The 22396-nt window shown below is 71.1% G+C and carries 18 protein-coding genes; 13 read left to right on the forward strand and 5 right to left on the reverse strand.

The window, feature by feature from the left end; genetic code table 11:
• Nucleotides 1-227: 227 nt before the first annotated feature.
• Together ACIHFE_RS08800 and ACIHFE_RS08805 are read right to left on the reverse strand one after the other, a co-directional pair.
• Nucleotides 228-683, reverse strand: coding sequence for an SRPBCC family protein (locus ACIHFE_RS08800; protein ID WP_400105125.1), 456 nt, complete (start codon nt 681-683; stop codon nt 228-230).
• Between the two features lie 167 nt (nt 684-850).
• Nucleotides 851-1465 carry a HEAT repeat domain-containing protein gene (locus ACIHFE_RS08805; protein ID WP_400105126.1) on the reverse strand — a complete coding sequence of 205 codons (615 nt, stop codon included), beginning with the start codon at nt 1463-1465 and terminating at the stop codon, nt 851-853.
• A gap of 368 nt (nt 1466-1833) precedes the next feature.
• Between ACIHFE_RS08805 and ACIHFE_RS08810 the strand changes: the two genes are divergently transcribed.
• From ACIHFE_RS08810 to pssA, 10 genes are all read left to right on the forward strand, one after another.
• On the forward strand, nt 1834-3651 hold the full coding sequence (locus tag ACIHFE_RS08810; RefSeq protein ID WP_400105127.1) for a 3-hydroxyacyl-CoA dehydrogenase family protein: 1818 nt from the start codon (nt 1834-1836) through the stop codon (nt 3649-3651).
• Nucleotides 3652-3736: 85 nt separating this feature from the next.
• Nucleotides 3737-4546 (forward strand): TetR family transcriptional regulator, encoded by an 810-nt coding sequence (locus tag ACIHFE_RS08815; protein ID WP_400105128.1) that lies wholly within the window; start codon nt 3737-3739, stop codon nt 4544-4546.
• A gap of 101 nt (nt 4547-4647) precedes the next feature.
• Nucleotides 4648-7146: an AAA family ATPase gene (locus ACIHFE_RS08820; protein WP_400105129.1), complete on the forward strand. Its 2499-nt coding sequence runs from the start codon at nt 4648-4650 to the stop codon at nt 7144-7146.
• A 322-nt stretch (nt 7147-7468) separates the two neighbouring features.
• Nucleotides 7469-8806 (forward strand): crotonyl-CoA carboxylase/reductase, encoded by a 1338-nt coding sequence (gene ccrA / locus ACIHFE_RS08825; RefSeq protein WP_400105130.1) that lies wholly within the window; start codon nt 7469-7471, stop codon nt 8804-8806.
• Nucleotides 8806-10818, forward strand: coding sequence for a protein meaA (locus tag ACIHFE_RS08830; RefSeq protein WP_400105131.1), 2013 nt, complete (start codon nt 8806-8808; stop codon nt 10816-10818). Before ccrA ends, ACIHFE_RS08830 begins: the two co-directional genes overlap by 1 nt.
• Nucleotides 10815-11780 carry an HpcH/HpaI aldolase/citrate lyase family protein gene (locus ACIHFE_RS08835; RefSeq protein ID WP_400105132.1) on the forward strand — a complete coding sequence of 322 codons (966 nt, stop codon included), beginning with the start codon at nt 10815-10817 and terminating at the stop codon, nt 11778-11780. Before ACIHFE_RS08830 ends, ACIHFE_RS08835 begins: the two co-directional genes overlap by 4 nt.
• 5 nt (nt 11781-11785) lie before the next feature.
• Nucleotides 11786-12298, forward strand: a complete 513-nt coding sequence (locus tag ACIHFE_RS08840) for a MaoC family dehydratase (RefSeq protein WP_400105133.1) — start codon at nt 11786-11788, stop codon at nt 12296-12298.
• A gap of 4 nt (nt 12299-12302) precedes the next feature.
• Nucleotides 12303-13508 carry an acyl-CoA dehydrogenase family protein gene (locus ACIHFE_RS08845; RefSeq protein ID WP_400105134.1) on the forward strand — a complete coding sequence of 402 codons (1206 nt, stop codon included), beginning with the start codon at nt 12303-12305 and terminating at the stop codon, nt 13506-13508.
• A 169-nt stretch (nt 13509-13677) separates the two neighbouring features.
• Nucleotides 13678-14334 (forward strand): phosphatidylserine decarboxylase, encoded by a 657-nt coding sequence (locus tag ACIHFE_RS08850; RefSeq protein ID WP_400105135.1) that lies wholly within the window; start codon nt 13678-13680, stop codon nt 14332-14334.
• Nucleotides 14321-15175, forward strand: coding sequence for a CDP-diacylglycerol--serine O-phosphatidyltransferase (pssA, locus tag ACIHFE_RS08855; protein ID WP_400105136.1), 855 nt, complete (start codon nt 14321-14323; stop codon nt 15173-15175). The genes ACIHFE_RS08850 and pssA overlap by 14 nt, the downstream gene beginning before the upstream one ends.
• 100 nt (nt 15176-15275) lie before the next feature.
• Here pssA and ACIHFE_RS08860 read toward each other — a convergent pair whose 3' ends face one another.
• Nucleotides 15276-16376 carry a glycerate kinase gene (locus ACIHFE_RS08860; RefSeq protein ID WP_400105137.1) on the reverse strand — a complete coding sequence of 367 codons (1101 nt, stop codon included), beginning with the start codon at nt 16374-16376 and terminating at the stop codon, nt 15276-15278.
• A 98-nt stretch (nt 16377-16474) separates the two neighbouring features.
• Here ACIHFE_RS08860 and aac(3) point away from each other — a divergent pair, with 98 nt between their 5' ends.
• The gene (gene aac(3), locus ACIHFE_RS08865) at nt 16475-17320 is read left to right on the forward strand and encodes an aminoglycoside 3-N-acetyltransferase (RefSeq protein WP_400105138.1); all 846 of its coding nucleotides are present in this window, start codon (nt 16475-16477) and stop codon (nt 17318-17320) included.
• On the opposite strand, the gene ACIHFE_RS08870 is transcribed toward aac(3), so the two are convergent.
• Entirely contained in the window at nt 17308-18915 is a 1608-nt protein-coding gene (locus tag ACIHFE_RS08870; protein ID WP_400105139.1) for a GxGYxYP domain-containing protein, read from the reverse strand. The two genes, aac(3) and ACIHFE_RS08870, sit on opposite strands and share 13 nt — an antisense overlap.
• Before the next feature lie 135 nt (nt 18916-19050).
• Between ACIHFE_RS08870 and ACIHFE_RS08875 the strand changes: the two genes are divergently transcribed.
• Both ACIHFE_RS08875 and ACIHFE_RS08880 read left to right on the forward strand, forming a co-directional pair.
• Nucleotides 19051-19989, forward strand: coding sequence for a MerR family DNA-binding transcriptional regulator (locus ACIHFE_RS08875; protein ID WP_400105140.1), 939 nt, complete (start codon nt 19051-19053; stop codon nt 19987-19989).
• Between the two features lie 68 nt (nt 19990-20057).
• Nucleotides 20058-20807, forward strand: coding sequence for an SIR2 family NAD-dependent protein deacylase (locus ACIHFE_RS08880; RefSeq protein WP_400105141.1), 750 nt, complete (start codon nt 20058-20060; stop codon nt 20805-20807).
• 55 nt (nt 20808-20862) lie between these two features.
• Here the strand turns inward: ACIHFE_RS08880 and ACIHFE_RS08885 are convergent, their stop codons facing one another.
• Nucleotides 20863-22146 (reverse strand): phosphatase PAP2 family protein, encoded by a 1284-nt coding sequence (locus ACIHFE_RS08885; RefSeq protein WP_400105142.1) that lies wholly within the window; start codon nt 22144-22146, stop codon nt 20863-20865.
• Between the last annotated feature and the right edge of the window lie 250 nt (nt 22147-22396).

Genomic DNA, 22396 nt, shown 5'->3' on the forward strand with positions numbered 1-22396 from the left:
GTGGTCTCATAGGTGGACCCGCCCACTGACTGCTCCCCTCGTCGCGCCTGTCGCCGCCCATTTCTCGCATTACGCGACAACGGCGAGCAAGCGCGACGCTTTACCGGGAAGTGCTGTTCGGGTGGATTTCCGCCGGTCGGAGGCGGTTTGCGGACTTTGCCGCCAGGAGAGGAAAACCACTCGAACCGGTGAGGGCGGGGGGTTCGGCCGGCGCTGCCGGCGCTCCCCTACTGGCCCTGCTGACCCTCCACTTCGGCCGCCAGGCGGGCCAGTACGGCGTCATAGATACGCCCCAGCCCCTTGGGTGCGAAGGTGCGCTCGAAGAAGCCGCCGATGCCGCCGGCGCCGGTCCAGGTGGTGGTGACCACGACCCTGGCGTTTCCCTCGCCGGCCGGGGTGACGGTCCAGGTGGTGACCATGGAGGAGTTGCGGTCCTTCTCCACCAGTTGCCCGGAGGTGGGCTCGGAGACCTCCAGCAGGCAGTCGCGCACCCGCTTGCTGGTGGCCTGGAGCTTCCAGTGCACCACGGTGCCCTCGCCGTCGCCGCCCTCGCGGACCTCGTACTCGCTGAAGTGCTCCGGCAGGAGCTTGGCCCGGGTACCGCTGTAGTCGGCGAGGGTGTCGAACACCTCCTCCGGGTCCGCCGCGATGATCCGCTCGGTGGTGGCCTCGACCTGGCCCATGACTTGTCCTCCGGACGCTGAAAGTGCTGCTGTGCGGTGCGCTGCCGGTTACCGGCTGGCGACGACAGCCTTCCACCATCGTTGCGGCCGCCCAAATCGGGGCGGCCGCAGCGGGTTGGCACAAGGGTTCGCGATCCGCGGATCCTTGCCCCGGGCCGCGCCGGCCGTCAGCGCGGCCGGTGCCCGGCCCGCCGCAGCCGGGTCAGCGCCTCCGCCGCGGCGATCCGCAGCCGGTCGTGTTCCCGGGCGGCGACCAGGACGGGCTCGGCGCGGCGGTCCCCCAGCGCGCCCAGACCCTCGACACAGGCGCGGGCCACCGGCCAGCAGTGGTCCCGGGCGGCCAGCAGCCGCTCCAGGGTGGCGACCAGGGCGGGTACGGACTCGGGCGCCCGCAACTCGCCGAGCAGCCGCACCGGATGAAGGGCATAGGCGGTGCGCAGCGGATTGGTGGCGAGCGCGGCGGCGGCCCGGGCGGTGCGCGGGTCGCGCAGCCGGGCCAGCGCCCGGGCGGCGGTGGCGCAGCGCACCGGTTCGCGGTAGTTGAGGAGGAGTACCAGGGTCTCAAAGGCCCGCCGGTCGCCCTGGGTGCCCAGCGCGAAGGCGGCGATCTCCCGTGCCCACAGCGGCCGTTCGCGGGCCACCAGGACTTCGGCGAGGGCGTCCCGGGCGGCGCGGCTGTCGGTGCGGACCAGGGCGAGCAGCCGCTCGTACGCCTGGAACTCGGCCGGGGAGACCAGTTCGGTCCGCACCCGCTTCAGCAGTGCGCGGAATTCCTCTTCCATTCCCGCTCTCCTCCCGGAGTGGCCTGAACCACAGGGTAAGTCGGTCGGACTCCCCCTGGCGCTTGCGGTTACCGGTGAGTTAATCTCCCGGCAAGAGCAGCGAACTCCCCCAGCCACCGCTGGGGGTGCCCCAGCTCGGGCGGTCTGGTGACGCAGCCGCTCTCGCACCGACATTGTCGATGTCGGTCCGTCGGTTCGGTACTTCCAGTACGGCATGGCCCCGGGACAGGGCCGGCCGGTCGCACAACTCCCCTTCCGTGGACGCTTTTTACCCGCCCGCGGACGGACTCAAGTCGCCGCGCCCCCCGCAGGGGCGTGATCAGCCGTCTCCCCGCCGCGTTTCGGGGAACATCCTCTGGAGTCCCGCGATGGACCGACAGTCCACCCCTGAGTCAGCCCCCGAGTCACGCGACTCGCTCGAGAACATCGCCGTGGTCGGCCTCGGCACCATGGGCACCGGCATCGCCGAAGTGCTGCTGTGCGCCGGCCGCCGGGTGACCGGCGTCGACATCAGCGACGCGGCCGCCGCCCGGGCCACCGCCGCCGTGGCGGCGGCCACCGCCCGGGCCGTGGCCCGCGGCCGGATCACCGAGGAGCAACGCCGGGCCGCACTGGCCCGCTTCACCGCCTCGGCCGACCTCACCACCGTCGCCGGGGCCGACCTGGTGATCGAGGTGGTGCCGGAGAACTACGAGCTCAAGCATGAGGTGTTCACCGCGCTGGACGCCCTGGTGCGCCCGGACGCCATCCTGGCCACCGGCACCAACGCCCTGTCGGTGACCCGGCTGGCGGCCGACTCCGCCCGTCCGGAGCGCGTGCTGGGCCTGCACTTCTTCAACCCGGCGCCGGCCATGAAGCTGGTCGAGGTGGTCTCCTCGGTGCTCACCGCGCCGGCCGCGGTCACCGCCGTCACCGAACTCGCCCGCGATCTGGGCAAGGAGCCGGTGGCCGTCGGCGACCGGCCCGGATTCGTCGCGGACGGGCTGCTGTTCGGCTATCTCAACCAGGCCGCCGCGATGTACGAGTCGCGCTATGCCTCACGCGAGGACATCGACGCCGCCATGAAGCTGGGCTGCGGGCTGCCCATGGGCCCGCTGGCGCTGCTGGACCTGATCGGTGTGGACACCGCCCGTACCGTGCTGGAGGCCATGTACGCCGCCTCGCACGACCGGATGCACGCCCCCGCGCCCATTCTCGGCCAGCTGGCCGCGGCCGGGCTGACCGGCCGCAAGGCCGGACGTGGCTTCTACACCTACCAGGAGCCGGGCTCCTCGGTGGTGGTCCCGGACGCGGCCACCCCCGCCCCGGCGGCCGGCCGGGACGCCGGGCGGCCGGTGCGCGCGGTGGGCGTGGCCGGGTCGGGCACCATGGCCAGCGGCATCGCCGAGGTCTTCGCCAAGGCCGGCTACCCGGTGGTGCTGGCGGCCCGCAGTCTGGCCAAGGCGGACGCGGCCAAGGAGCGCATCGCCAAGTCCCTGGCGCGTTCGGTGGCCAAGGGCCGGCTCACCGAGCGCGAACGGCAGGCCGCGCTGGACGCCATCGCCCCGGCCGGTTCGCTGGACGCCTTCGCCGAGGTGGACCTGGCGGTGGAGGCGGTGGCCGAAGACCTGGACGTCAAGCGGCAGTTGTTCGCCGAACTGGACAAGGTGTGCCGGCCCGGCGCGGTGCTGGCCACCACCACCTCCTCGCTGCCGGTGATCGCCTGCGCCCGGGCCACCTCCCGGCCGCAGGACGTGGTGGGCATGCACTTCTTCAACCCGGCCCCGGCGATGAAGCTGGTGGAGGTGGTGCGCACGGTGCTCACCGCCGACGACGCCCACGCCACCGTGCGTTCGGTGTGCGCCGCGGTGCACAAGCACCCGGTGGAGTGCGGTGACCGCGCCGGGTTCATCGTCAACGCGCTGCTGTTCCCGTACCTCAACAACGCGATCAAGATGGTGCAGGAGCACTACGCCTCGCTGGACGACATCGACGCCGCCATGAAGCTCGGCGGCGGCTACCCGATGGGGCCCTTCGAACTGCTCGATGTGGTCGGCCTGGATGTCTCGCTGGCCATCGAGCGGGTGCTGCACCGGGAGTTCCGCGATCCGGGGCTGGCCCCCGCCCCGCTGCTGGAGCACCTGGTGGCGGCGGGCTGCCTGGGCCGCAAGACCGGCCGTGGCTTCCGCGAGTATGCGAAGGCCTGAGCAGGACCCTGCCTGGGGCGGGCTGCTGGAGCCCTCCACCGGTCCGCCCCGGCACGTCCCCATGGGAGCGTGTTACGTTCCCCACATGTCCCAGCCCGTCAAGCCCGCCCGTCCGCCCCGTGGAGCCGCCGCCCGCGGCGCCGGTGAACCCGCCGCCGAGAGCGCCGGCTCACGGCGCGCCGCCGCCCAGCGGCTGGCCATGCGCCGCAAACTGGCCGCCGCCGCCATGGAGTTGTTCGCGACCAAGGGCTACGAGGCGACCACGGTGGACGAGATCGCCGCCACCGCCGGCGTCGCCCGCCGCACCTTCTTCCGCCACTTCCGCTCCAAGGAAGAGGCGATCTTCCCGGACCACGACGACACCCTGGTGCGGGCGTCCGGAGTGCTCCAGGCCGCGCCCGCCGGCGAGAACCCGCTGGACACGGTGTGCCGGGGCATCAAGGAGGTGATGCGGATGTACGCCGCCGCGCCCTCGGTCTCGGTGGAGCGCTACCGGCTGACCCGGGAGGTCCCGGCGCTGCGCGAGCGGGAGATCGCCTCGGTGGCCCGCTATGAGCGGCTGTTCACCCGTTATCTGCTGGGGCACTTCGAGGAGGGCGTCCACCACGACGACGACCCCCTGCTGGCCGAGGTCGCCGCCTCGGCGGTCGTCACCGCGCACAACCATGTGCTGCGGCGCTGGCTGCGCGGCGGCGGCAAGGGCGATCTGGAGGCCCAGTTGGACCATGCGTTCGCGATCGTCCGCGAGACCTTCGGCAAGGGGATCGGCGCGGGACGCGAGGTGGAGACGATGCCCGTGCGGACCGAGGGGGGTGAGGTGCTGGTGACGGTGGCGCGCACGGACGCACCGCTGGGTGAGGTGATGAAGGCGATCGAGAAGGTGCTGCGGGGCTGACGGGCCGTTGTTCACCGGTATCGCACCGGTCCGGCCATTCGTCCGCCGCCACCGCTCCCCCCGTGCTACCCACGTGAGACACACCACCACGGGGGACGCATATGACCGTGAACAACCATTTCTCCGGTGGCCGGGCCGATCAGGTCTTCCAGGGGGAGAAGTTCACCTTTCTCAGCCTGGAGGACCCGCCTCCCCGCGCGCTCGACGGGCTGCCGCTCAGGCCGCCGCTGCTGGCCCGGCGCGAGACCGAGCTGAAGCGGGTGCTGGCGGGCCTCCACGGCGGCGGAGGGATGGCGATCAGCGGGCCGCCGGGGTGCGGCAAGACCGCCCTGGTGCTGGAGGCGGCGCACCGGGCGGTGGAGCGGGGCTGGTTCCCGGGCGGGGTGCTGTACGCGGACCTGGGCGGGTACAGCGGTCAACCACCCCTGGAGCCGGCCCGGTTGGCCGACACCTTTCTGCGGCGGCTGGGCGTGCGGGGCCGGCATCTGCCCCGGGACCGCGGGCACTTGGAGGCCATGCTGCGCACCCGGCTGCGCGAGCGGGCGCAGGGCCATGGGGCGGTGCTGATGGTGCTGGACGATGCCGCGTCGGCCGAGCAGTTCGCCGCCCTGCTGCCGGAGGCGCCGCACGGGGTGCTGGTCACCTCCCGGGCCCGGCTGGCCGTCGACACCCTGGACGCGCTGCCGCTGGGCACCTTCTCCGCCGAGGACTCCCGGGCCGTGCTCAACGCCCTGCTGTCGGGGGCCCGGGTGCGTGCCGGTACGGCCGAGCTGGACGAACTGGCCGCGCTCTGCGGGCATCTGGCCCTGTCCCTGTGGGTCGCGGCCGCCCGTGTGACGGAGGACGGCACGGTGGGGCCGCTGCTGGCGGCGCTGCGGGCGGAGAGCGAGCGGCTGGCCGAGCTGGAGGTGGATGAACAGCACAGTGTGCGGGCGGCGTTCGCGGCCTCGTACCGTGCCCTGCCCGCCGCCGACGCCCGGCTGCTGCGGCTGCTGGGCCTGCACCCCGGTCGCGAGATAGCCCCGGAGGCGGCGGCGGCCCTCGCCGGGGCCGAGGTGCCGGAGACCCGGCGGGCACTGCGCCGGCTGGTCAACGCCCATCTGCTGGAGCGGGCGGACGACCAGGGCCGGGTGCGCTTCCACGATCTGTGGCGGCTGTACGCACAGGAGCGGCTGGCGGCCGAGGAGCCGCGCAAGAAGCGTGAGGCGGCCTGGAAACAGCTGGTGGAGCGGTGGATCCAGCGCGCGGGCCAGGAGGACCGCGGCTGGCTGGACCGGGAGCGGGACGCGCTGCTGGCGGCGCTGGAGCGGGACTTCACGGCCGGGGCGCACCGCAGGGTGGCCGGGCTGGGGGTGCCGCTCGCCCGTCATCTGGCGCTGCGGGCCCATCCGGCCGAGGCGCTGGCCGTGCTGAACCGGCTGGTGACAGTGGCCCAGCGGCAGGGCAACCGGCGGATCGAGGCCCTGCTGTTTCTGGAAATGGCCGGGCAATACGGCCAGTTGGGCATGGCGGACACCGAGAAGCGCTGCTTCGAGTCGGCCTTTTTGATCTGCGACCAGATCGGCGCCCTGTACGAGGTGCCGGAGCTGGCCCACTGGCTCGGCGACTGGCTCCGGGAAGACGGTCAGCCGGGCGACGCCCGCTGGTGCCGCCAACAGGCCATGGAGGCCCGGGCCGAAGGGGATCTGGCCGGCCGGATCAAGGACCTCAACCAGCTGGCCCTGGACCATCTCGCCGAGGGTGCCTTCGCGCGGGCCAAGGAGCAGCTGGAGGCGGCCCGGAAGCTGGGCAAGGACTGCTCCGACCGGGCCGCCCGGGGGCTCACCCGGGCCACCTGGGCCGAACTCTGCCTGGCCCAGGGCAAACGCGGACCGGCCCTGGACCACCTGAGACGGTCGCTGGCCCACAGCAGGGCCGCCGGAGATCTGCGGCCGCTGCTCGACCGGCTGGCGCGGACCCACCGGCTGGAGCTGGCCGGGGGCGACATGGAGCGGGCCCACGCCCGGCTGACGGAGGGCCTGGGCATCTGCCGGGCCTACCGGCTTCCCGCCAGGGAGCGGGAGTTCACCGGGCTGCTGGCCGACTGGCATGAGGCGCAGGGGGATCACCGGCGGGCCGCGGCCCTGCGCGCCGCGGCCGAGGAGCCGGCCGTCGAGTCCGCCGGTCCGCCGGTGCCGGAGCCGCCCAGTCCGTCGCCTCCCCGGCTGGACGCGATCACCGTCAGCCGGTACTTCCTGTGGCCATGGGCGCTGCTGTTGTGCTGTCTCACCGGGCTGCTGGCCACCACGGTGGCGCCCGGTCTGGTGCCGGTCTCCGGGTCGGCCGTGCTGTGGGGTGCCCTGTCCGTTCTGGGCCTGGGCAAGGTGTGGACCCAGTACTACACCTGGTCCGGCGGCTCCCGGCGGCCGCTCTGGCAGCTGAACGCGACGCTGCCGCTCCAGGTGCTGCCGGCCTTCGCCTGGGCGGCCTGGCTGCTGGACGGACAGCGTCCGGTGCCGCCGACCCTGGTGTCCGAGCTGGCCTACTTCGGGTTTATGGCCGACGGCGTGCTGTCCGTGCAGTCGTATGTGTCGCGCCGCCTGCCGCCCTTGCGGGACTGAACTCCCTTACCCCACCGGCTTCGCTCATCTGTGAACCCCCGGTGACAGATGTCTCAATTTCATGGCACGCAGTGTCTTGTCGGCTGGCACGCCGTGCCATACCTTGGTCGCGTCCGGGCGGCCGGCGCGCTGACGACAGCAGTCGCGCGTCGGCTGTCCCCACAAGCACTTTGTGCGCCCGGACCGCCTGCGTCACCAGGCACCGCACGCGCTCACCCCGCGCATCGCAAGGCCCGAACCGACGGATCGCAGCACCGACAGCAGCACCACCCCCGACGTTCCCCCAAGCCCGTTCCCAGGCGCGCTTCGCCGGAGGCACACCATGAACCAGATACTCGACGCGATCCTCGCTCCCGAGAGCACCAGCGAGGACTTCGCGGCGCTCCAACTCCCCGAGTCCTACCGGGCGGTGACCGTCCACAAGGACGAGGCCGAGATGTTCGCCGGACTGACCAGCCGGGAGAAGGACCCGCGCAAGTCACTGCATGTCGAGGAGGTCCCGCTGCCCGAACTCGGGCCCGGCGAGGCACTGGTGGCGGTGATGGCCAGCTCGGTGAACTACAACTCGGTGTGGACCTCGATCTTCGAACCGGTGTCCACCTTCGGCTTCCTGGAGCGCTATGGCAGGCTCTCCCCGCTGACCAAGCGCCATGACCTGCCGTACCACGTCATCGGATCCGACCTGGCGGGCGTGGTGCTGCGCACCGGAGCGGGGGTCAACGCCTGGAAGCCGGGCGACGAGGTGGTGGCGCACTGCCTGTCGGTGGAACTGGAGTCGGCGGACGGGCACAACGACACCATGCTCGACCCCGAGCAGCGCATCTGGGGCTTTGAGACCAACTTCGGCGGCCTGGCCGAGATCGCGCTGGTGAAGTCCAACCAGCTGATGCCCAAGCCGCGCCATCTCAGCTGGGAGGAGGCGGCCGCCCCGGGCCTGGTGAACTCCACCGCCTACCGGCAACTGGTCTCCCGCAACGGCGCCGGGATGAAGCAGGGCGACAATGTGCTGATCTGGGGCGCCAGCGGCGGACTGGGCTCCTACGCCACCCAGTTCGCGCTGGCCGGCGGCGCCAACCCGATCTGTGTGGTCTCCAGCGACCAGAAGGCCGGCATCTGCCGCGCCATGGGCGCCGAGGCGATCATCGACCGCAACGCCGAGGGCTATAAGTTCTGGAAGGACGAGCAGACCCAGGACCCCAGGGAGTGGAAGCGCCTGGGCAAGCGCATCCGTGAACTCACCGGCGGCGAGGACGTGGACATCGTCTTCGAGCACCCGGGCCGGGAGACCTTCGGCGCCAGTGTGTTTGTGACCAGGAAGGGCGGCACCATCGTCACCTGTGCCTCGACCTCCGGCTACAAGCACGAGTACGACAACCGCTATCTGTGGATGTCGCTGAAGCGCATCGTCGGCTCCCACTTCGCCAACTACCGCGAGGCCTGGGAGGCCAACCGGCTGATCGCCAAGGGGAAGATCCACCCCACGCTGTCCAAGACCTACCGCCTGGCGGACACCGGGCAGGCCGCCTACGACGTGCACCGCAACCTCCACCAGGGCAAGGTCGGCGTGCTGGCGCTGGCGCCCGAGGAGGGCATGGGGGTGCGCGACGAGGAGATGCGGGCACAGCACATCGACGCCATCAACCGCTTCAGGAATGTGTGATGACGGAACGTCAGAGGGATCGCCCCTGGCTGATGCGGACGTACGCCGGCCACTCCACCGCCGAGGCGTCCAACGAGCTCTACCGGCGCAACCTGGCCAAGGGCCAGACCGGCCTCTCGGTCGCGTTCGACCTGCCGACGCAGACCGGTTACGACCCCGACCACATCCTCGCCCGCGGCGAGGTCGGCCGGGTCGGGGTCCCGGTCTCCCAACTCGGCGACATGCGGCGGCTGTTCCAGGACATCCCGCTGGAGCAGATGAACACCTCCATGACCATCAACGCCACCGCCATGTGGCTGCTGGCCATGTACCAGGTGGTCGCCGAGGAACAGGGCGCCGATATCGCCCAGTTGCAGGGCACCACCCAGAACGACATCGTCAAGGAGTACCTCTCGCGCGGGACCCATGTCTTCCCGCCGGGGCCCTCGCTGCGGCTCACCACCGACATGATCACCTACACGGTGAACAACATCCCCAAATGGAACCCGATCAACATCTGCAGCTACCACCTGCAGGAGGCCGGGGCCACCCCGGTGCAGGAGATCGCCTATGCGATGTCCACCGCGATCGCCGTGCTGGACGCGGTGTTCGCCTCCGGCCAGGTACCCGAGGAGCGCAAGGGCGATGTGGTCGCCCGGATCTCCTTCTTCGTCAACGCGGGCGTCCGGTTCATCGAGGAGATGTGCAAGATGCGGGCCTTCGGCCGCATCTGGGACCGGATCACCCGCGAGCGCTATGGCATCGACAACCCCAAGCACCGCCGCTTCCGCTATGGCGTCCAGGTCAACTCCCTGGGGCTGACCGAGGCCCAGCCGGAGAACAACGTCCAGCGCATCGTGCTGGAGATGCTGGCGGTCACCCTCTCGAAAGACGCCCGCGCCCGGGCCGTCCAGCTGCCCGCCTGGAACGAGGCGCTGGGCCTGCCCCGCCCCTGGGACCAGCAGTGGTCGCTGCGCATCCAGCAGGTGCTGGCGCATGAGAGCGACCTGCTGGAGTACGAGGACATCTTCGCCGGCTCCACGGTGATCGAGGCCAAGGTGGACAGCCTGGTCACCGAGGCCCTCGCCGAGATCGACCGGATCCAGGAGATGGGCGGCGCCATGGCGGCCGTGGAATCCGGCTACCTCAAGGCGCAGTTGGTGTCCTCGCACGCCGAGCGGCGCGGGCGGATCGAGTCCGGCGAGGAGAAGATCGTCGGGGTCAACTGCTTCGATACCACCGAGCCCAACCCGCTCACCGCCGACCTGGACACCGCCATCATGACGGTGGACCCGGCCAATGAGGCACGGGTGGTGGCCGCCCTGCACCGCTGGCGCGACAACCGGGACGAACACCGCGCCCAGGAGGCGCTGTCGGTGCTCAAGAAGACCGCGGCCGGCAGCGAGAACCTGATGCCGGCCACCCTGGAGTGCGTCCGCGCCGGGGTGACCACCGGCGAGTGGTCCTGGGCCCTGCGCGATGTCTTCGGCGAGTTCCGCGCCCCGACCGGGGTCAGCGGCGCCCCGCTGGCCGTCACCGCCGAGGCCGGCACCCCGCTGGCCGCGGTGCGCCGCAAGGTGGCCGCCACCGCCGACGAACTGGGCACCGGCAAGCTGCGCCTGCTGGTGGGCAAGCCGGGCCTGGACGGCCATTCCAACGGCGCCGAACAGATCGCGGTACGGGCCAGGGACGCCGGCTTCGAGGTGGTCTACCAGGGCATCCGGCTCACCCCCGAACAGATCGTCTCGGCGGCCGTCGCCGAGGACGTGCACTGTGTGGGGCTGTCCATCCTCTCCGGCTCCCATGCCGAACTGGTACCGGACGTGCTGACCCGGCTGCGTGCCGCCGGGGCGGCCGAGGTGCCGGTGATCGCGGGTGGCATCATCCCGTCCGCCGACGCCGACGCCCTGCTGGCCGCCGGAGTCGCGGCCGTCTTCACCCCCAAGGACTTCGACATAACCGAGATCATCGGCCGTATCGTCGATGAGATCCGCAAAGCGAACGAGCTCGACCCCATGGAGGTCTCCGCATGACCGGGCCTGTCAACCGTCTTCGTCCCCGCCGCTCCTGCCTCGCCGTCCCCGGCAGCAACCCGCGCTTCCTGGAGAAGGCCCAGGGCCTGCCGGCCGACCAGGTCTTCCTGGACCTGGAGGACGCCTGCGCGCCGCTGGCCAAGGAAGGCGCCCGGCACACGGTGGTGGACGCGCTCAACAACGGTGACTGGTCGGGCAAGACCAGGGTGGTGCGCGTCAACGACTGGACCACGCACTGGACCTACCGGGACGTGATCACCGTGGTCGAGGGCGCCGGCCCCAACCTGGACTGCATCATGCTGCCCAAGGTGCAGGACGCCCAGCAGGTGGTGGCGCTGGACCTGCTGCTCACCCAGATCGAGAAGACCATGGGCTTCGAGGTCGGCCGGATCGGCATCGAGGCGCAGATCGAGAACGCCAAGGGCCTGGTGAACGTCGACGAGATCGCCGCCGCCTCACCGCGCCTGGAGACCATCATCTTCGGCCCGGCCGACTTCATGGCCTCGATCAATATGAAGTCCCTGGTGGTCGGCGAGCAGCCGCCCGGGTACCCGGCGGACGCCTACCACTACATCCTGATGCGCATCCTGATGGCCGCCCGCGCCCATGACCTCCAGGCGATCGACGGCCCTTACCTGCAGATCCGCAATGTGGACGGCTACCGCGAGGTGGCCGGCCGGGCCGCGGCGCTGGGCTTCGACGGCAAGTGGGTGCTGCACCCCGGCCAGGTGGAAGCGGCCAACGAGGTCTTCTCCCCCTCGCAGGAGGACTACGACCACGCCGAGCTGATCCTGGACGCCTATGAGTACTGCACCTCCGAGGCGGGCGGCAAGAAGGGCTCGGCCATGCTGGGCGACGAGATGATCGACGAGGCCAGCCGGAAGATGGCGCTGGTGATCGCGGGCAAGGGGCGGGCCGCGGGCATGACGCGGACGTCGAAGTTCGAGGCTCCGGAGGCGTAAGCACCATGCAATTCGGCCGCACCTATGAGGAATTCACCGTCGGGGACGTCTACAAGCACTGGCCCGGAAAAACGGTCACCGAATACGACGACCACCTCTTCTGTCTGCTCACCATGAACCACCACCCGCTGCACATGGACAGCAACTACGCCGAGCGGACCACCGATTTCGGAAAGAACGTGGTGGTCGGCAACTACATCTACTCACTGCTGCTGGGCATGTCCGTGGCGGATGTCTCCGGAAAGGCCATCGCCAATCTGGAGGTGGAGTCGCTCAAGCACATCGCGCCCACCTTCCATGGCGACACCATCTACGGCGAGACCACGGTGCTGGACAAGACGCCGTCGAAGTCGAAGAGCGACCGGGGCATCGTCCATGTGGAGACCCGTGGTTACAAGCAGGACGGCACCGTGGTCTGCGTCTTCCGGCGCAAGGTGATGGTGCCCACCGCCGAGTACATCGACAAGCGCGGTGGGGACCAGCCGGGCCGCCCCGCACCGATCAGCCGGGAGAAGTGATTCCATGGGCCGCCTCGCACAGACCGACGGGCTCACCGACGTCCAGCGGGAAATCCTCGCCACCGTCCGGGACTTCGTCGACAAGGAGATCATCCCGGTCGCCACCGAGCTGGAACACCGGGACGAATACCCCACAAAGATAGTCGAGGGCCTCAAGGAACTCGGCCTCTTCGGACTGATGATTCCGGAGGAGTACGGCGGGCTCGGCGAGTCACTGCTCACCTACGCGCTGTGCGTGGAGGAGATCGCCCGGGGCTGGATGAGCGTCTCCGGCATCATCAACACGCATTTCATCGTCGCCTATATGCTCAAGCAGCACGGCACCCAGGAGCAGAAGGACCACTTCCTGCCGCGTATGGCGCTGGGCGAGGTGCGCGGGGCGTTTTCCATGTCGGAGCCGGGACTTGGCTCCGATGTGTCGGCCATCACATCCAAGGGCGTGCGGGACGGCGAGGATTACCTGCTGACCGGCCAGAAGATGTGGCTCACCAATGGCGGTTCGTCCACTTTGGTGGCGGTGTTGTGCCGCACCGACGAGGGCCATCCCGAGGGGACCGCTCCGCACAAGTCGATGACCACCTTCCTGATCGAGAAGGAGCCGGGCTTCGGCGAGGTCCGGCCGGGTCTCACCATTCCCGGCAAAATCGACAAAATGGGCTACAAGGGTGTGGACACCACCGAGTTGATCATGGATGGCCTGCGCATTCCGGCCGACCGGGTGCTCGGCGGGACCACCGGCCGCGGTTTTTACCAGATGATGGACGGCGTGGAGGTCGGCCGCGTCAATGTCGCGGCACGTGGCTGCGGCGTCGCACAGCGTGCCTTTGAGCTGGGTGTCGCCTACGCCCAGCAGCGGCGGACCTTTGGCAAACCCATCGCCCAGCACCAGGCGATTCAGTTCAAGCTTGCTGAAATGGGGACAAAGGTCGAGGCGGCCCATGCGATGATGGTCAATGCTGCCCGTAAGAAGGACTCGGGCCAGCGCAACGACCTCGAGGCCGGCATGGCCAAGTACCTCGCCTCGGAGTACTGCAAGGAGGTCGTGGAGGACGCCTTCCGCATCCACGGCGGCTATGGCTTCTCCAAGGAGTATGAGATCGAACGCCTCTACCGGGAGGCTCCGATGCTGCTCATCGGTGAGGGCACGGCGGAGATCCAGAAAATGATCATTGGGCGCCGACTACTCGAGGAGTATCGGATCCAGGGGTGATTGTCCAGAAAGGTGCGATTTGGGAGAGAACTAGATCACACCCTGTCATCAATGTTCGGCCACCTACTGGCCCTGGCGCTTAGCCAGTTGTCGCTCGCAACCGATAGCATCGCCGGAAAGCCGCCGTCCCCACATTGTTACGCGGCCCCCTCCGCTACGAAGGTCATCCATGCCCCACAGCTCTACCTCTGCACCACGCGATAGCCGTCTCGGCGTACGCCTCGCGCGCGGAGCATCGCCGTGGCTCCTCCCGACCGTCGCCACGGCGGCGGTCAGCCTCTCCCGCAGCCGCCGCTCCGGCCGCTGGGCGGCGCTGGCCGTGCCCTCCACCGCGCTCGCGGCGGGCATGCTGTGGTTCTTCCGTGACCCCGACCGAGAGATCGCCCAGGGCAGGGTGATCTCCCCGGCGGACGGCGTGGTGCAGAGCATCATGCCGTGGAAGGACGGACGCACCCGTGTCGCGATCTTCATGAGCCCGTTGAACGTCCACGTCAACCGTGCGCCGCTGGCCGGCACGGTGGCCTCGGTGGAGCACATCCCCGGCGGCTTCGTTCCGGCGTTCAACAAGGAGAGCGAGAACAACGAGCGCGTCGTCTGGCACTTCGACACCGAGATCGGTGACGTGGAGATGATCCAGATCGCGGGCGCCGTCGCCCGGCGCATCGTGCCGTATGTCCCCCAGGGCACCAAGGTCGAGCAGGGCGAGCGGATCGGTCTGATCCGTTTCGGTTCCCGGGTCGACGTCTACCTGCCGGAGGGCATCGAGCCCGCTGTCGAGGTCGGCCAGGTCACCAAGGCAGGAGTGACACGCCTTGACCGTGATTGATCCAGATACCCAGGCCGCCTGGGTTCCGGAAGCGGAGCCCGAGGACGATGTGGATGACATGCCGCTGTCCACTCGGCTGTCGATAGCGGACACCCTCACCCTGGGTAACGCCATCTGCGGCTTCATGGCGGTGTACTTCACCACCACCGGTGTGCTGATGCCGCACCTGACCGGCAACGACGACGGGGGCATGGCCCGCAACAGCGCCGCCACGGCGGTGATGCTGATGCTGCTCGCCTCGGTCTTCGACCTGTTCGACGGTCTGGTGGCCCGCAAGCTGCGCAGCTCGGCGATGGGTGCCGAGCTGGACAACCTCTCGGACCTGATCAGCTTCGGGCTGGCCCCCGCCTACTTCGTGGTGGTGTGGGGCGTGGTCGCCGAGGGCGCACACCAGAAGGTGTCGGCGATGGCGGCCGTGGTGCTGCTGTTGTCGGTGGTGCTGCGGCTGGCGCGGTTCTCCTGCGTTCCGATGCGGGATGGCATCTTCCAGGGGATGCCCAGTCCCTTTGGCGCGCTGACCGTGGTGTCGGTGGTGCTGCTGGAGCTGCCGTTTATCCCGACGCTGCTGGCCATCGTGGGTGTGGCCTGGCTGATGGTGAGCCGGGTCGAGTACCCCAAGCCGCGGGGCCGGCTGGCGGTGGCGATGCTCAGCTGGATCGTGCTCAGCATGGGGCTGCTGTGTGCGTGGGCTTTTGACGCGCCGGGCGGCGAGCTGCTGCTGCAGACGGGCTGTGCGCTTCAGCTGGTGCTGGGGGCGGTGATTCCGCTGTTCGCCACGGCGCGGCGGGTGAACACGTTCCGTGACAACCGCCGGGAGGCGCGGGCGGCTGCCCAGTCGTGACGCTGCGTGCCGAGGGGCCCGGGCTTTTGCCCGGGCCTCTTCGCGTTTCCGGGTGCGGCCGCATTTCCGGGTGCGGCGGGCTCGCCCCGCCCACCGGGGGTCAGCCGAGGAAGTCCGCCGCCACCCGTGCGGCGAGCCGTTCCAGCAGCGGCCCGGTTTCGGTCATGCACCGCGCCACGTCCGGCTCCAGCGAGGTCAGCGCATAGGCGGCGGCCAGCCCCAGCGCCTGCGGCGCGACCGACAGCCGCCCGCACACGGCGACCGTGGGCACCCCCAGCCGCGCGGCAGCGGCGGCAACCCCCACCGGCGCCTTGCCCCGCAGGGTCTGCTCGTCCAGCGACCCCTCCCCCGTGACCACCAGCGAAGCGCCCCGCACCGCGTCCGCGAAGCCGATGACCTCCAGCACCACCTCGATCCCGGGCCGGAACCGCGCTCCCAGGCCCACCAGCGCGCCGTAGCCGACCCCGCCCGCGGCGCCCGCGCCCGGCACCTCCGGGTGGACGCCCAGCACCCGCGCGTACCGGGCCAGCGCCGCGTCCAGCAGCCGGACATCCGCCTCACCGGCCCCCTTCTGCGGCCCGTAGACCGCGGCGGCGCCCTCCGGACCGGTCAGCGGATTGTCGACGTCACTGGCCAGCACCACCGAGGTCGCCCGCAGCCGGGGGTCCAGGCCCGACCAGTCGACCGAGGCGACCTCGGCCAGCCCGGCCCCGCCGGGCCCGGTCTCCCGGCCGTCCACGGCCAGGAAGCGCGCGCCCAGCGCGGCCAGCATCCCGGCCCTGCCGTCGGTCGAGGCGCTGCCGCCGACGCCCAGGATCACGGTCCGGGCCCCCGCGTCCAGGGCCGCCCGTACCAGTTCCCCGGTCCCGTAGGAGCTGGCCGTCAGCGGCGCGGGACGGCGGGCGCGCCGCAGCCCGGAGGCCTCGGCCAGTTCCACCACCGCCACCTCGCCGCGCAGCGCGTACGCCGCCGTCACCGGCTCTCCCAGCGGTCCGCGCACCCATGCCCGGCGGCGTTCGTACCCGGCCGCCACCGCCGCGTCCACGGTGCCGTCACCGCCGTCGGCGACCGGCAGCGCGGTCACCGCCACGCCGGGCGCCGCCCGGCGCAGCCCGGCCGTCAGATGCCGGGCGACCTCCACCGCCGTCAGCGACCCCTTGAACTTGTCGGGAGCCAGCAGTACCCGCCGGTCCACCGCCATCAGCCATCCCTTCGCTCGGGCCCTGGTCGGATGACCCTACCCAGCCGGCCGGGGTAACCCGGTTGCGGGCGCCGGCCCGTTCTGGTTGCGTGCCGGGCATGGACGAGACGGAACTGCTGCGCCGCTCCGGCGGCCCGGTCTCCCGGAGCCAACTGGTCGGCGATCTCAGGGCACTTGGGCTGGCCGAGGGCGACACCCTGATGTTCCACACCCGGCTGTCCGCGCTGGGATATGTGGCGGGCGGGGCCCGTACCGTGATCGAGGCATTGCTCGAAGTGGTGGGAGAACAGGGCACCTTGCTGGTCTACTGCGGCTGGAACGATGCCCTGCCCTATGACTTCACCGAGTGGCCCGAGCCATGGCAGGCGGCGGTACGGGCCGAACTGCCCGCCTATGACCCGCTGTTGAGCGAGTCGGACCACCACAACGGCCGGCTGCCCGAGGTCCTGCGCCGCTGGCCTGGGGCCGTGCGCAGCCGTCATCCGGATGTGAGCTTCGCGGCGCTGGGGGCGGCGGCCGGGGAGTTGACGGCCGGGCATCCCTGGGACGACCCGCATGGTCCCGGCAGCCCGCTGGCCCGTCTGGTGGCCCGTGGCGGCCGGGTGCTGCTGCTGGGGGCGCCGCTGGACACCCTCACCGTGCTGCACCATGCGGAGGCGCTGGCCCAGGCGCCGGGCAAGCGGTTCGTCGACTATGAGCTGCCGGTGGTGGAGGACGGGCGCCGGGTGTGGCGGCGCTTTCACGACATCGACACGGACGAGGGCGCCTTCGACTACTCCGGGGTGGTCCCGGCGGGAGAGTGGCCGTTCACGGTGATCGCGCGGGAGCTGCTGGCCGCCGGGGGCGGGGTGCGCGGGCTGGTGGGCGCCGCGGAGAGTCATCTCTTCGACGCCGCGGCCCTGGTGCGGTTCGGGGTGCGGTGGATCGAGGCTCACCTGGCCTGACGGATGAGCTCGAAGAACTGGTCGCCGCGCACCACGGTGAAGCGTTCGTCCAGGCCCTGGGCGATCTCCGCGACATCGCCGGGGGTGAGGGTCCAGGCCAGCACCCCGATGGTGAGGAAGAGCGGCGCGGTCCCCTTCCAGCCCTGGGCGGCCTTGGCCAGCACCTGGCGGGCGCCATGGACATCGGCGACCAGCCGGGCGGTGCTGACGGGCATCCCCGAGGACAGGGCGGTGCCGAAGTGGCTGGTCCAGTGCTGCCAGATGCCCGCCGGGCGGACATCGCGGGCATAGGCCGCCAGCGTCCCGGCGCTGAGGTTGATGTCCCGTCCGTGCGCCCGGTTGAGCGCACAGAGCGCCGGCAGCCCGGTGTCGCGCATATACGCGCCGGTCTGCCGGGTGAAGTGGGAGAGCTTGCCGGCGGGCCAGTCGTCGGGGTAGGCGTAGCCCAGGCCGGAGGGACCGGCGACCAGGAGGTCGTGCCGGGTGGCGGTGCGCTGGTAGTAGGAGAGGAACAGTGAGGCGGCGTCGGCGGCCAGCGGGCTGACCGACCAGTTGAGCGGGACCTGTCCCCGGGCGGGGTCGTCCCAGAGCTTGCGCAGCCGGTGCTGGTTGTACTGGAGGTTGTCGCCCTCGGTGAAGGTGAAGGTCACATAGATCCGCCGGCGCAGCCGGGGCGGGGCGGCAGCGGGCTGCCGGGAGGCGTAGCGGCGCTGGGCGCCGGCGAACACGGTGAGGTTGTTGATGTAGTCGGCGGCCACCACATACGCCCCGTGCCGGGAGGCCAGTTCGGTGCCGGCGTTCTCCCGGTCGTTGGGAAACCAGCCCAGGAACGGGGAGTTGTCCGGCATGCCGCGCAGCAGCGAGGTCAGCAGGGCGGCCTCCTTGGCGCGGGTGGGGTCGGCCCACAGGACGAAGGCGCGGTGGGCCACCGCGTAGTCGCGCAGGTTCTCGGCGTTGCGCTGGGGGTCGACGGCTACCAGCATCCGGTGGGTGCAGCGGGGCCACAGCTCCCTGGCCGCCCAGGCGTAGGCGGAGGTGGCGTCCTTGAACCGGCCGCGCAGGTCCTTGACCACCGGCAGCCCCAGCCGGGATGCCAGGCCCGCGGTGGCGGCCACCGCGTTCTCCAGGCCGGCCAGGGTGGTGGCCACATTGCGGGTGGCCGGCACCGCCGGGTCGGTGACGATCGCTCCCCTGATCTCGGACCGGTACCGGCGCACCAGGGTGGCCAGGCCGTTCACCGGGGCGTAGGGCACCTCCAGTTCGCGGAGCCAGGTGTGGCGGCCCTCCTCGAACGGCGCCGAGAGGTAGAGGCAGGGGCGCCGCCGGGCAGTGACCCCTTGCAGGGTGCTCAGCAGCAGCCGTTCGTCCACCGAGAGGCCGTCCACTTCGCAGACGTCCAGCCGGTAGGGCTCGGGCAGGGTGGGCAGGGCCTGGTCCTGGGGCCAGCTCGCGGCCCGGGCCGGCCGGGCGGCGGTCGCCCCGGCCTCGGTCGCCCGGGTCGCGGCCGGGGCCCCGGTCGCGGCCAGGGGCACCAGCGCCGCGCCCGCGCCCAGCGCCGCCCGGCAGAAGTGCCGTCGCGATCTTCCTACGGTCATGTTCGAGAGGGTCGCAGCAAGGGGCCCGTCCCGGGTGCGGCGACGCGCGTCCGACCGGGTGCGGGTGGCCGCGCTTGACCTTGCCCCCGGGGGCAGGCTTTAGCCTCCCTACCTGGCACAGCGGAGGTGAGCGGGATGCGGATCGGGGATGCCGCGCGGGCGGCGGGGGTGTCGGTCAAGGCGGTGCGCTACTACGAGTCGCTGGGGCTGATCGCGCCCGGCCGGCTGGCCAACGGCTACCGCGACTACGCGGAGCGGGAGGTGCGGCTGATCCGGGAGATCAGGGCGCTGAGCCGGCTGGGGATTCCGGTGGAGCGCACCCGTCCGTTCCTGGACTGCCTGGCCACCGGACAGGACAACGCCGACGACTGCCCGGCCTCGCTGGCGGGCTATCGCCGGGTGATCGATGAACTGACCGAGCGCATCGAGGAGTTGACCGCCCGCCGGGCGGCCGTGACGGCCCGGCTGCACCGGGCCGCCCACCGCACCATCACTCAAGGAGAAGCGATGCACGACCACTCCCGGCCGCCGGCCGGTCTTCCGGTGCCCGAGGACGACGGGGCGGCCGCCCATCTGCCCGGCGCCGTACTGCCGGGGCTGACGCTCATGGCCACCTCGGGCGAGCGGATACGGCTGGACGCCCTGGGCCCGGGACGTACGGTGCTCTACCTCTACCCGCTGACCGGGCGGCCGGACGCCGACCTGCCGGAGGGCTGGGACAGCATCCCCGGTGCCCGGGGCTGCACCCCGCAGGCCTGCGGGTTCCGTGATCACCACCAGGAGCTGCTGGCGGCCGGGGCGGGCCGGGTGTTCGGGCTGTCCGGGCAGGACACCGGCTACCAGCGGGAGGTGACGGAGCGGCTGCACCTGCCCTTCGCCATGCTCTCCGACCCGGGGCTGGAGCTGGCCCGGCGGCTGGGGCTGCCCACCTTCGAGGCGGGCGGGACGGAGCTCTACCGGCGGCTGACCCTGGTGGTGCGCGGGGGCGTGGTGGAGCATGTCTTCCATCCGGTGTTCCCGCCGGGCGAGCACGCCGGGCAGGTGCTGGACTGGCTGCGGGCCAACCCGCGCTGAACGGCCGCGCCGCACAGCCGCGCCGAATTCGCTCGCCGGGTGCCCGGAGCGCCGCATACCCTCCCCGCATGAGCAGCGAGCAGCCCGCCCCGGCCCGCAAGCCCCTGGTCGCCATTCTCAGCGGCGCCGGGATCTCCACGGACTCCGGCATCCCGGACTACCGGGGGCCCCATGGCCTGTGGCGACGCGACCCGGAGGCGGAGAAGCTGGTCACCTACGGGTTCTATATGGCGGACCCGGAGATCCGGCGCCGGTCCTGGCGGATGCGGCAGGACGCGCCCACGCTGCGCGCCCGGCCCAACGCGGCGCATGAGGCGGTGGTGCGACTGGAGCGGTCCGGCACCCCGGTGCGGGTGATCACCCAGAATGTGGACGGGCTGCACCAGCTGGCCGGGCTGCCCGGGCGCAAGGTCCTGGAACTGCACGGCACCGCACGGGCGGTGGTCTGCACGGGCTGCCGGGCGCGCTCGGGGATGGCCGAGGCGCTGGCCCGGGTGGCGGCCGGGGATCCCGATCCGGCCTGTGAGTCCTGCGGCGGGATCCTGAAGTCCGCGACGGTCATGTTCGGTGAAAGCCTGGATCCCCTGGTGCTGGGCGAGGCGGTGGCGGTGGCCAAGGCCTGCGAGGTGTTCATCGCGGTGGGCACCAGCCTCACCGTCCAGCCCGCCGCCTCGCTCGCCGGGGTGGCCGCCGACCACGGGGCCCGGCTGGTCATCGTCAACGCCGAGCCCACGCCCTATGACGGGCGGGCCGACGAGGTGATCCGGGAGCCGATCGGCACCGCGCTGCCCGCGCTGCTGGAGCGCTTCGGCGGCTAGGGCAGGCCCGGCGGGTCCATGGCTCGCGGACCCGCCGGCTCGCCATGGCGTGGGATCAGACCGGTTCGGGTTGCGGTTCCGGTTGCCGCACCGGTGCGGCCTTCGGTTCCCACAGCCTGGTGGTCTGGAGGTAGCCGTAGATGACCGAGGTCATTGCCAGAATGAGAAGTGGTCCGAACACCCAGGGGTGCCCGGCCATTTCCATCGGCAGATAGCGGTATGCCGCCAGGAGCGCGGTGAAGACCGCCGCGCCATAGGCGACCAGCTGGATTCCCGCCCGGTCCCAGCCACGGTCGAACGAGCGCAGGGCCGTCTCGATGGTGAGCGCGAACACCACACCGGCGACAAGATCCGCCCCGTAGTGGTAGCCGAACCCCAGCGTGGCGCAGAGCGTGGCGATCAGCCAGAACGTCCCCGCGTATCGCAGCACGCGAGGGCCCTTGCGGGAGTGGATGAAGATCGCGGTGGCCCACGCCGTGTGCAGGCTGGGCATGCAGTTGCGCGGGGTGATCGCGTCATAGGGCACCGGGTGCGGGGTGGTGACCGGCGGCAGCATGTCCGGCCATACATTGGTCACCGCCCAGTGCACGCCGCCGGTGCCGGAGGCGCCCGGGCCGTAGGCGAAGACCGGTCCGACCACCGGGAAGACCATGTAGATGGCCGGTCCCAGGAGGCCGATCACCAGAAAGGTGCGCACCAGATGGTGGCGCGGGAAGCGGCGCTCCACCGCCACGTTCCGCAGCTGGTACAGCGTGACGGCGACCGCGGCCACCGCGAGCTGCGCGTAGACCACATGGAGAAGGTGGTTGCCGACCGGGCCGGTGGCCTTGAGGATCCGGCCTGCCAGCCACGAGGGGTTGCCCAGTGCGTGATCGGCGGTCGCCACATAGGGGTCGAGCACCATATGGCGGGTCTTCGAGGTGATCTGCAGCCAGGTGTCGCCGGTCTTGCGGCCGGCCACCAGCAGCAGGCCCAGCCCGACGCCCTTCAGCAGCAGGGCACGTTCCCGGCCGGTACGGCGGGTGAGGGCGATGACCGCACAGCCCAGCATCACCCACAACGCGCCGTTGCCGAAGAACTGGTCGTCGGGCACCTTGGCGCCGATCGCCCACCGCACCAGCACAAAGACCAGGTCGATGCCGATCGCCGCACCGGCCGCGATAAACCGTTGCCGCCAGGTGAGCACCACCATCATCAGCGCCATACCGCCGTACAGCGGTCCCGGTTTGGGGGCGAATATCACCTCCCGCACCTGGCTGGTGATCGGCCCCCGGAGGCCGTAGTGGCGCGCGGTGATCTCCAGCGCGATGAGAAGTCCGAGGGTCGCCACACCCGCCATGGCCCACAGGATCGCCCGTGGCTGACGCCACGCGGCGGACTTATTGCTGCTGCTGGGTCGCGCTATAGGTATCAATTGCCTGGCCGATTTGTTAGGTGTTGGTTTCCGTGAGGGCGGGCGATGAGGGCGCTCGTCAAGAGTCCGATCATGCCATTGGCGTGGTGCGGGTGGTTTCGCCGGTCACGGGCGGCACGGAGGTCAGCCGATGCCGCGCTCGATGTTCCAGCATCTCAGGGATGGCATAAAGCGC

Source organism: Streptomyces sp. NPDC052396 (assembly GCF_044593195.1).
Taxonomy (GTDB): Bacteria; Actinomycetota; Actinomycetes; order Streptomycetales; family Streptomycetaceae; genus Streptomyces.

Bases quoted from the DNA above. Each gene is read 5' to 3' on its own strand.
- ACIHFE_RS08885 (WP_400105142.1), bottom strand. From the start codon at position 22,146: ATGGCGGGTGTGGCGACCCTCGGACTTCTCATCGCGCTGGAGATCACC.
- ACIHFE_RS08820 (WP_400105129.1), top strand. From the start codon at position 4,648: ATGACCGTGAACAACCATTTCTCCGGTGGCCGGGCCGATCAGGTCTTC.
- ACIHFE_RS08815 (WP_400105128.1), top strand. From the start codon at position 3,737: ATGTCCCAGCCCGTCAAGCCCGCCCGTCCGCCCCGTGGAGCCGCCGCC.
- ACIHFE_RS08810 (WP_400105127.1), top strand. From the start codon at position 1,834: ATGGACCGACAGTCCACCCCTGAGTCAGCCCCCGAGTCACGCGACTCG.
- ACIHFE_RS08805 (WP_400105126.1), bottom strand. From the start codon at position 1,465: ATGGAAGAGGAATTCCGCGCACTGCTGAAGCGGGTGCGGACCGAACTG.
- ACIHFE_RS08800 (WP_400105125.1), bottom strand. From the start codon at position 683: ATGGGCCAGGTCGAGGCCACCACCGAGCGGATCATCGCGGCGGACCCG.
- ACIHFE_RS08880 (WP_400105141.1), top strand. From the start codon at position 20,058: ATGAGCAGCGAGCAGCCCGCCCCGGCCCGCAAGCCCCTGGTCGCCATT.
- ACIHFE_RS08835 (WP_400105132.1), top strand. From the start codon at position 10,815: ATGACCGGGCCTGTCAACCGTCTTCGTCCCCGCCGCTCCTGCCTCGCC.
- ACIHFE_RS08875 (WP_400105140.1), top strand. From the start codon at position 19,051: ATGCGGATCGGGGATGCCGCGCGGGCGGCGGGGGTGTCGGTCAAGGCG.
- ACIHFE_RS08845 (WP_400105134.1), top strand. From the start codon at position 12,303: ATGGGCCGCCTCGCACAGACCGACGGGCTCACCGACGTCCAGCGGGAA.
- ccrA (WP_400105130.1), top strand. From the start codon at position 7,469: ATGAACCAGATACTCGACGCGATCCTCGCTCCCGAGAGCACCAGCGAG.
- ACIHFE_RS08870 (WP_400105139.1), bottom strand. From the start codon at position 18,915: ATGACCGTAGGAAGATCGCGACGGCACTTCTGCCGGGCGGCGCTGGGC.
- ACIHFE_RS08860 (WP_400105137.1), bottom strand. From the start codon at position 16,376: ATGGCGGTGGACCGGCGGGTACTGCTGGCTCCCGACAAGTTCAAGGGG.
- ACIHFE_RS08830 (WP_400105131.1), top strand. From the start codon at position 8,806: ATGACGGAACGTCAGAGGGATCGCCCCTGGCTGATGCGGACGTACGCC.
- ACIHFE_RS08840 (WP_400105133.1), top strand. From the start codon at position 11,786: ATGCAATTCGGCCGCACCTATGAGGAATTCACCGTCGGGGACGTCTAC.
- ACIHFE_RS08850 (WP_400105135.1), top strand. From the start codon at position 13,678: ATGCCCCACAGCTCTACCTCTGCACCACGCGATAGCCGTCTCGGCGTA.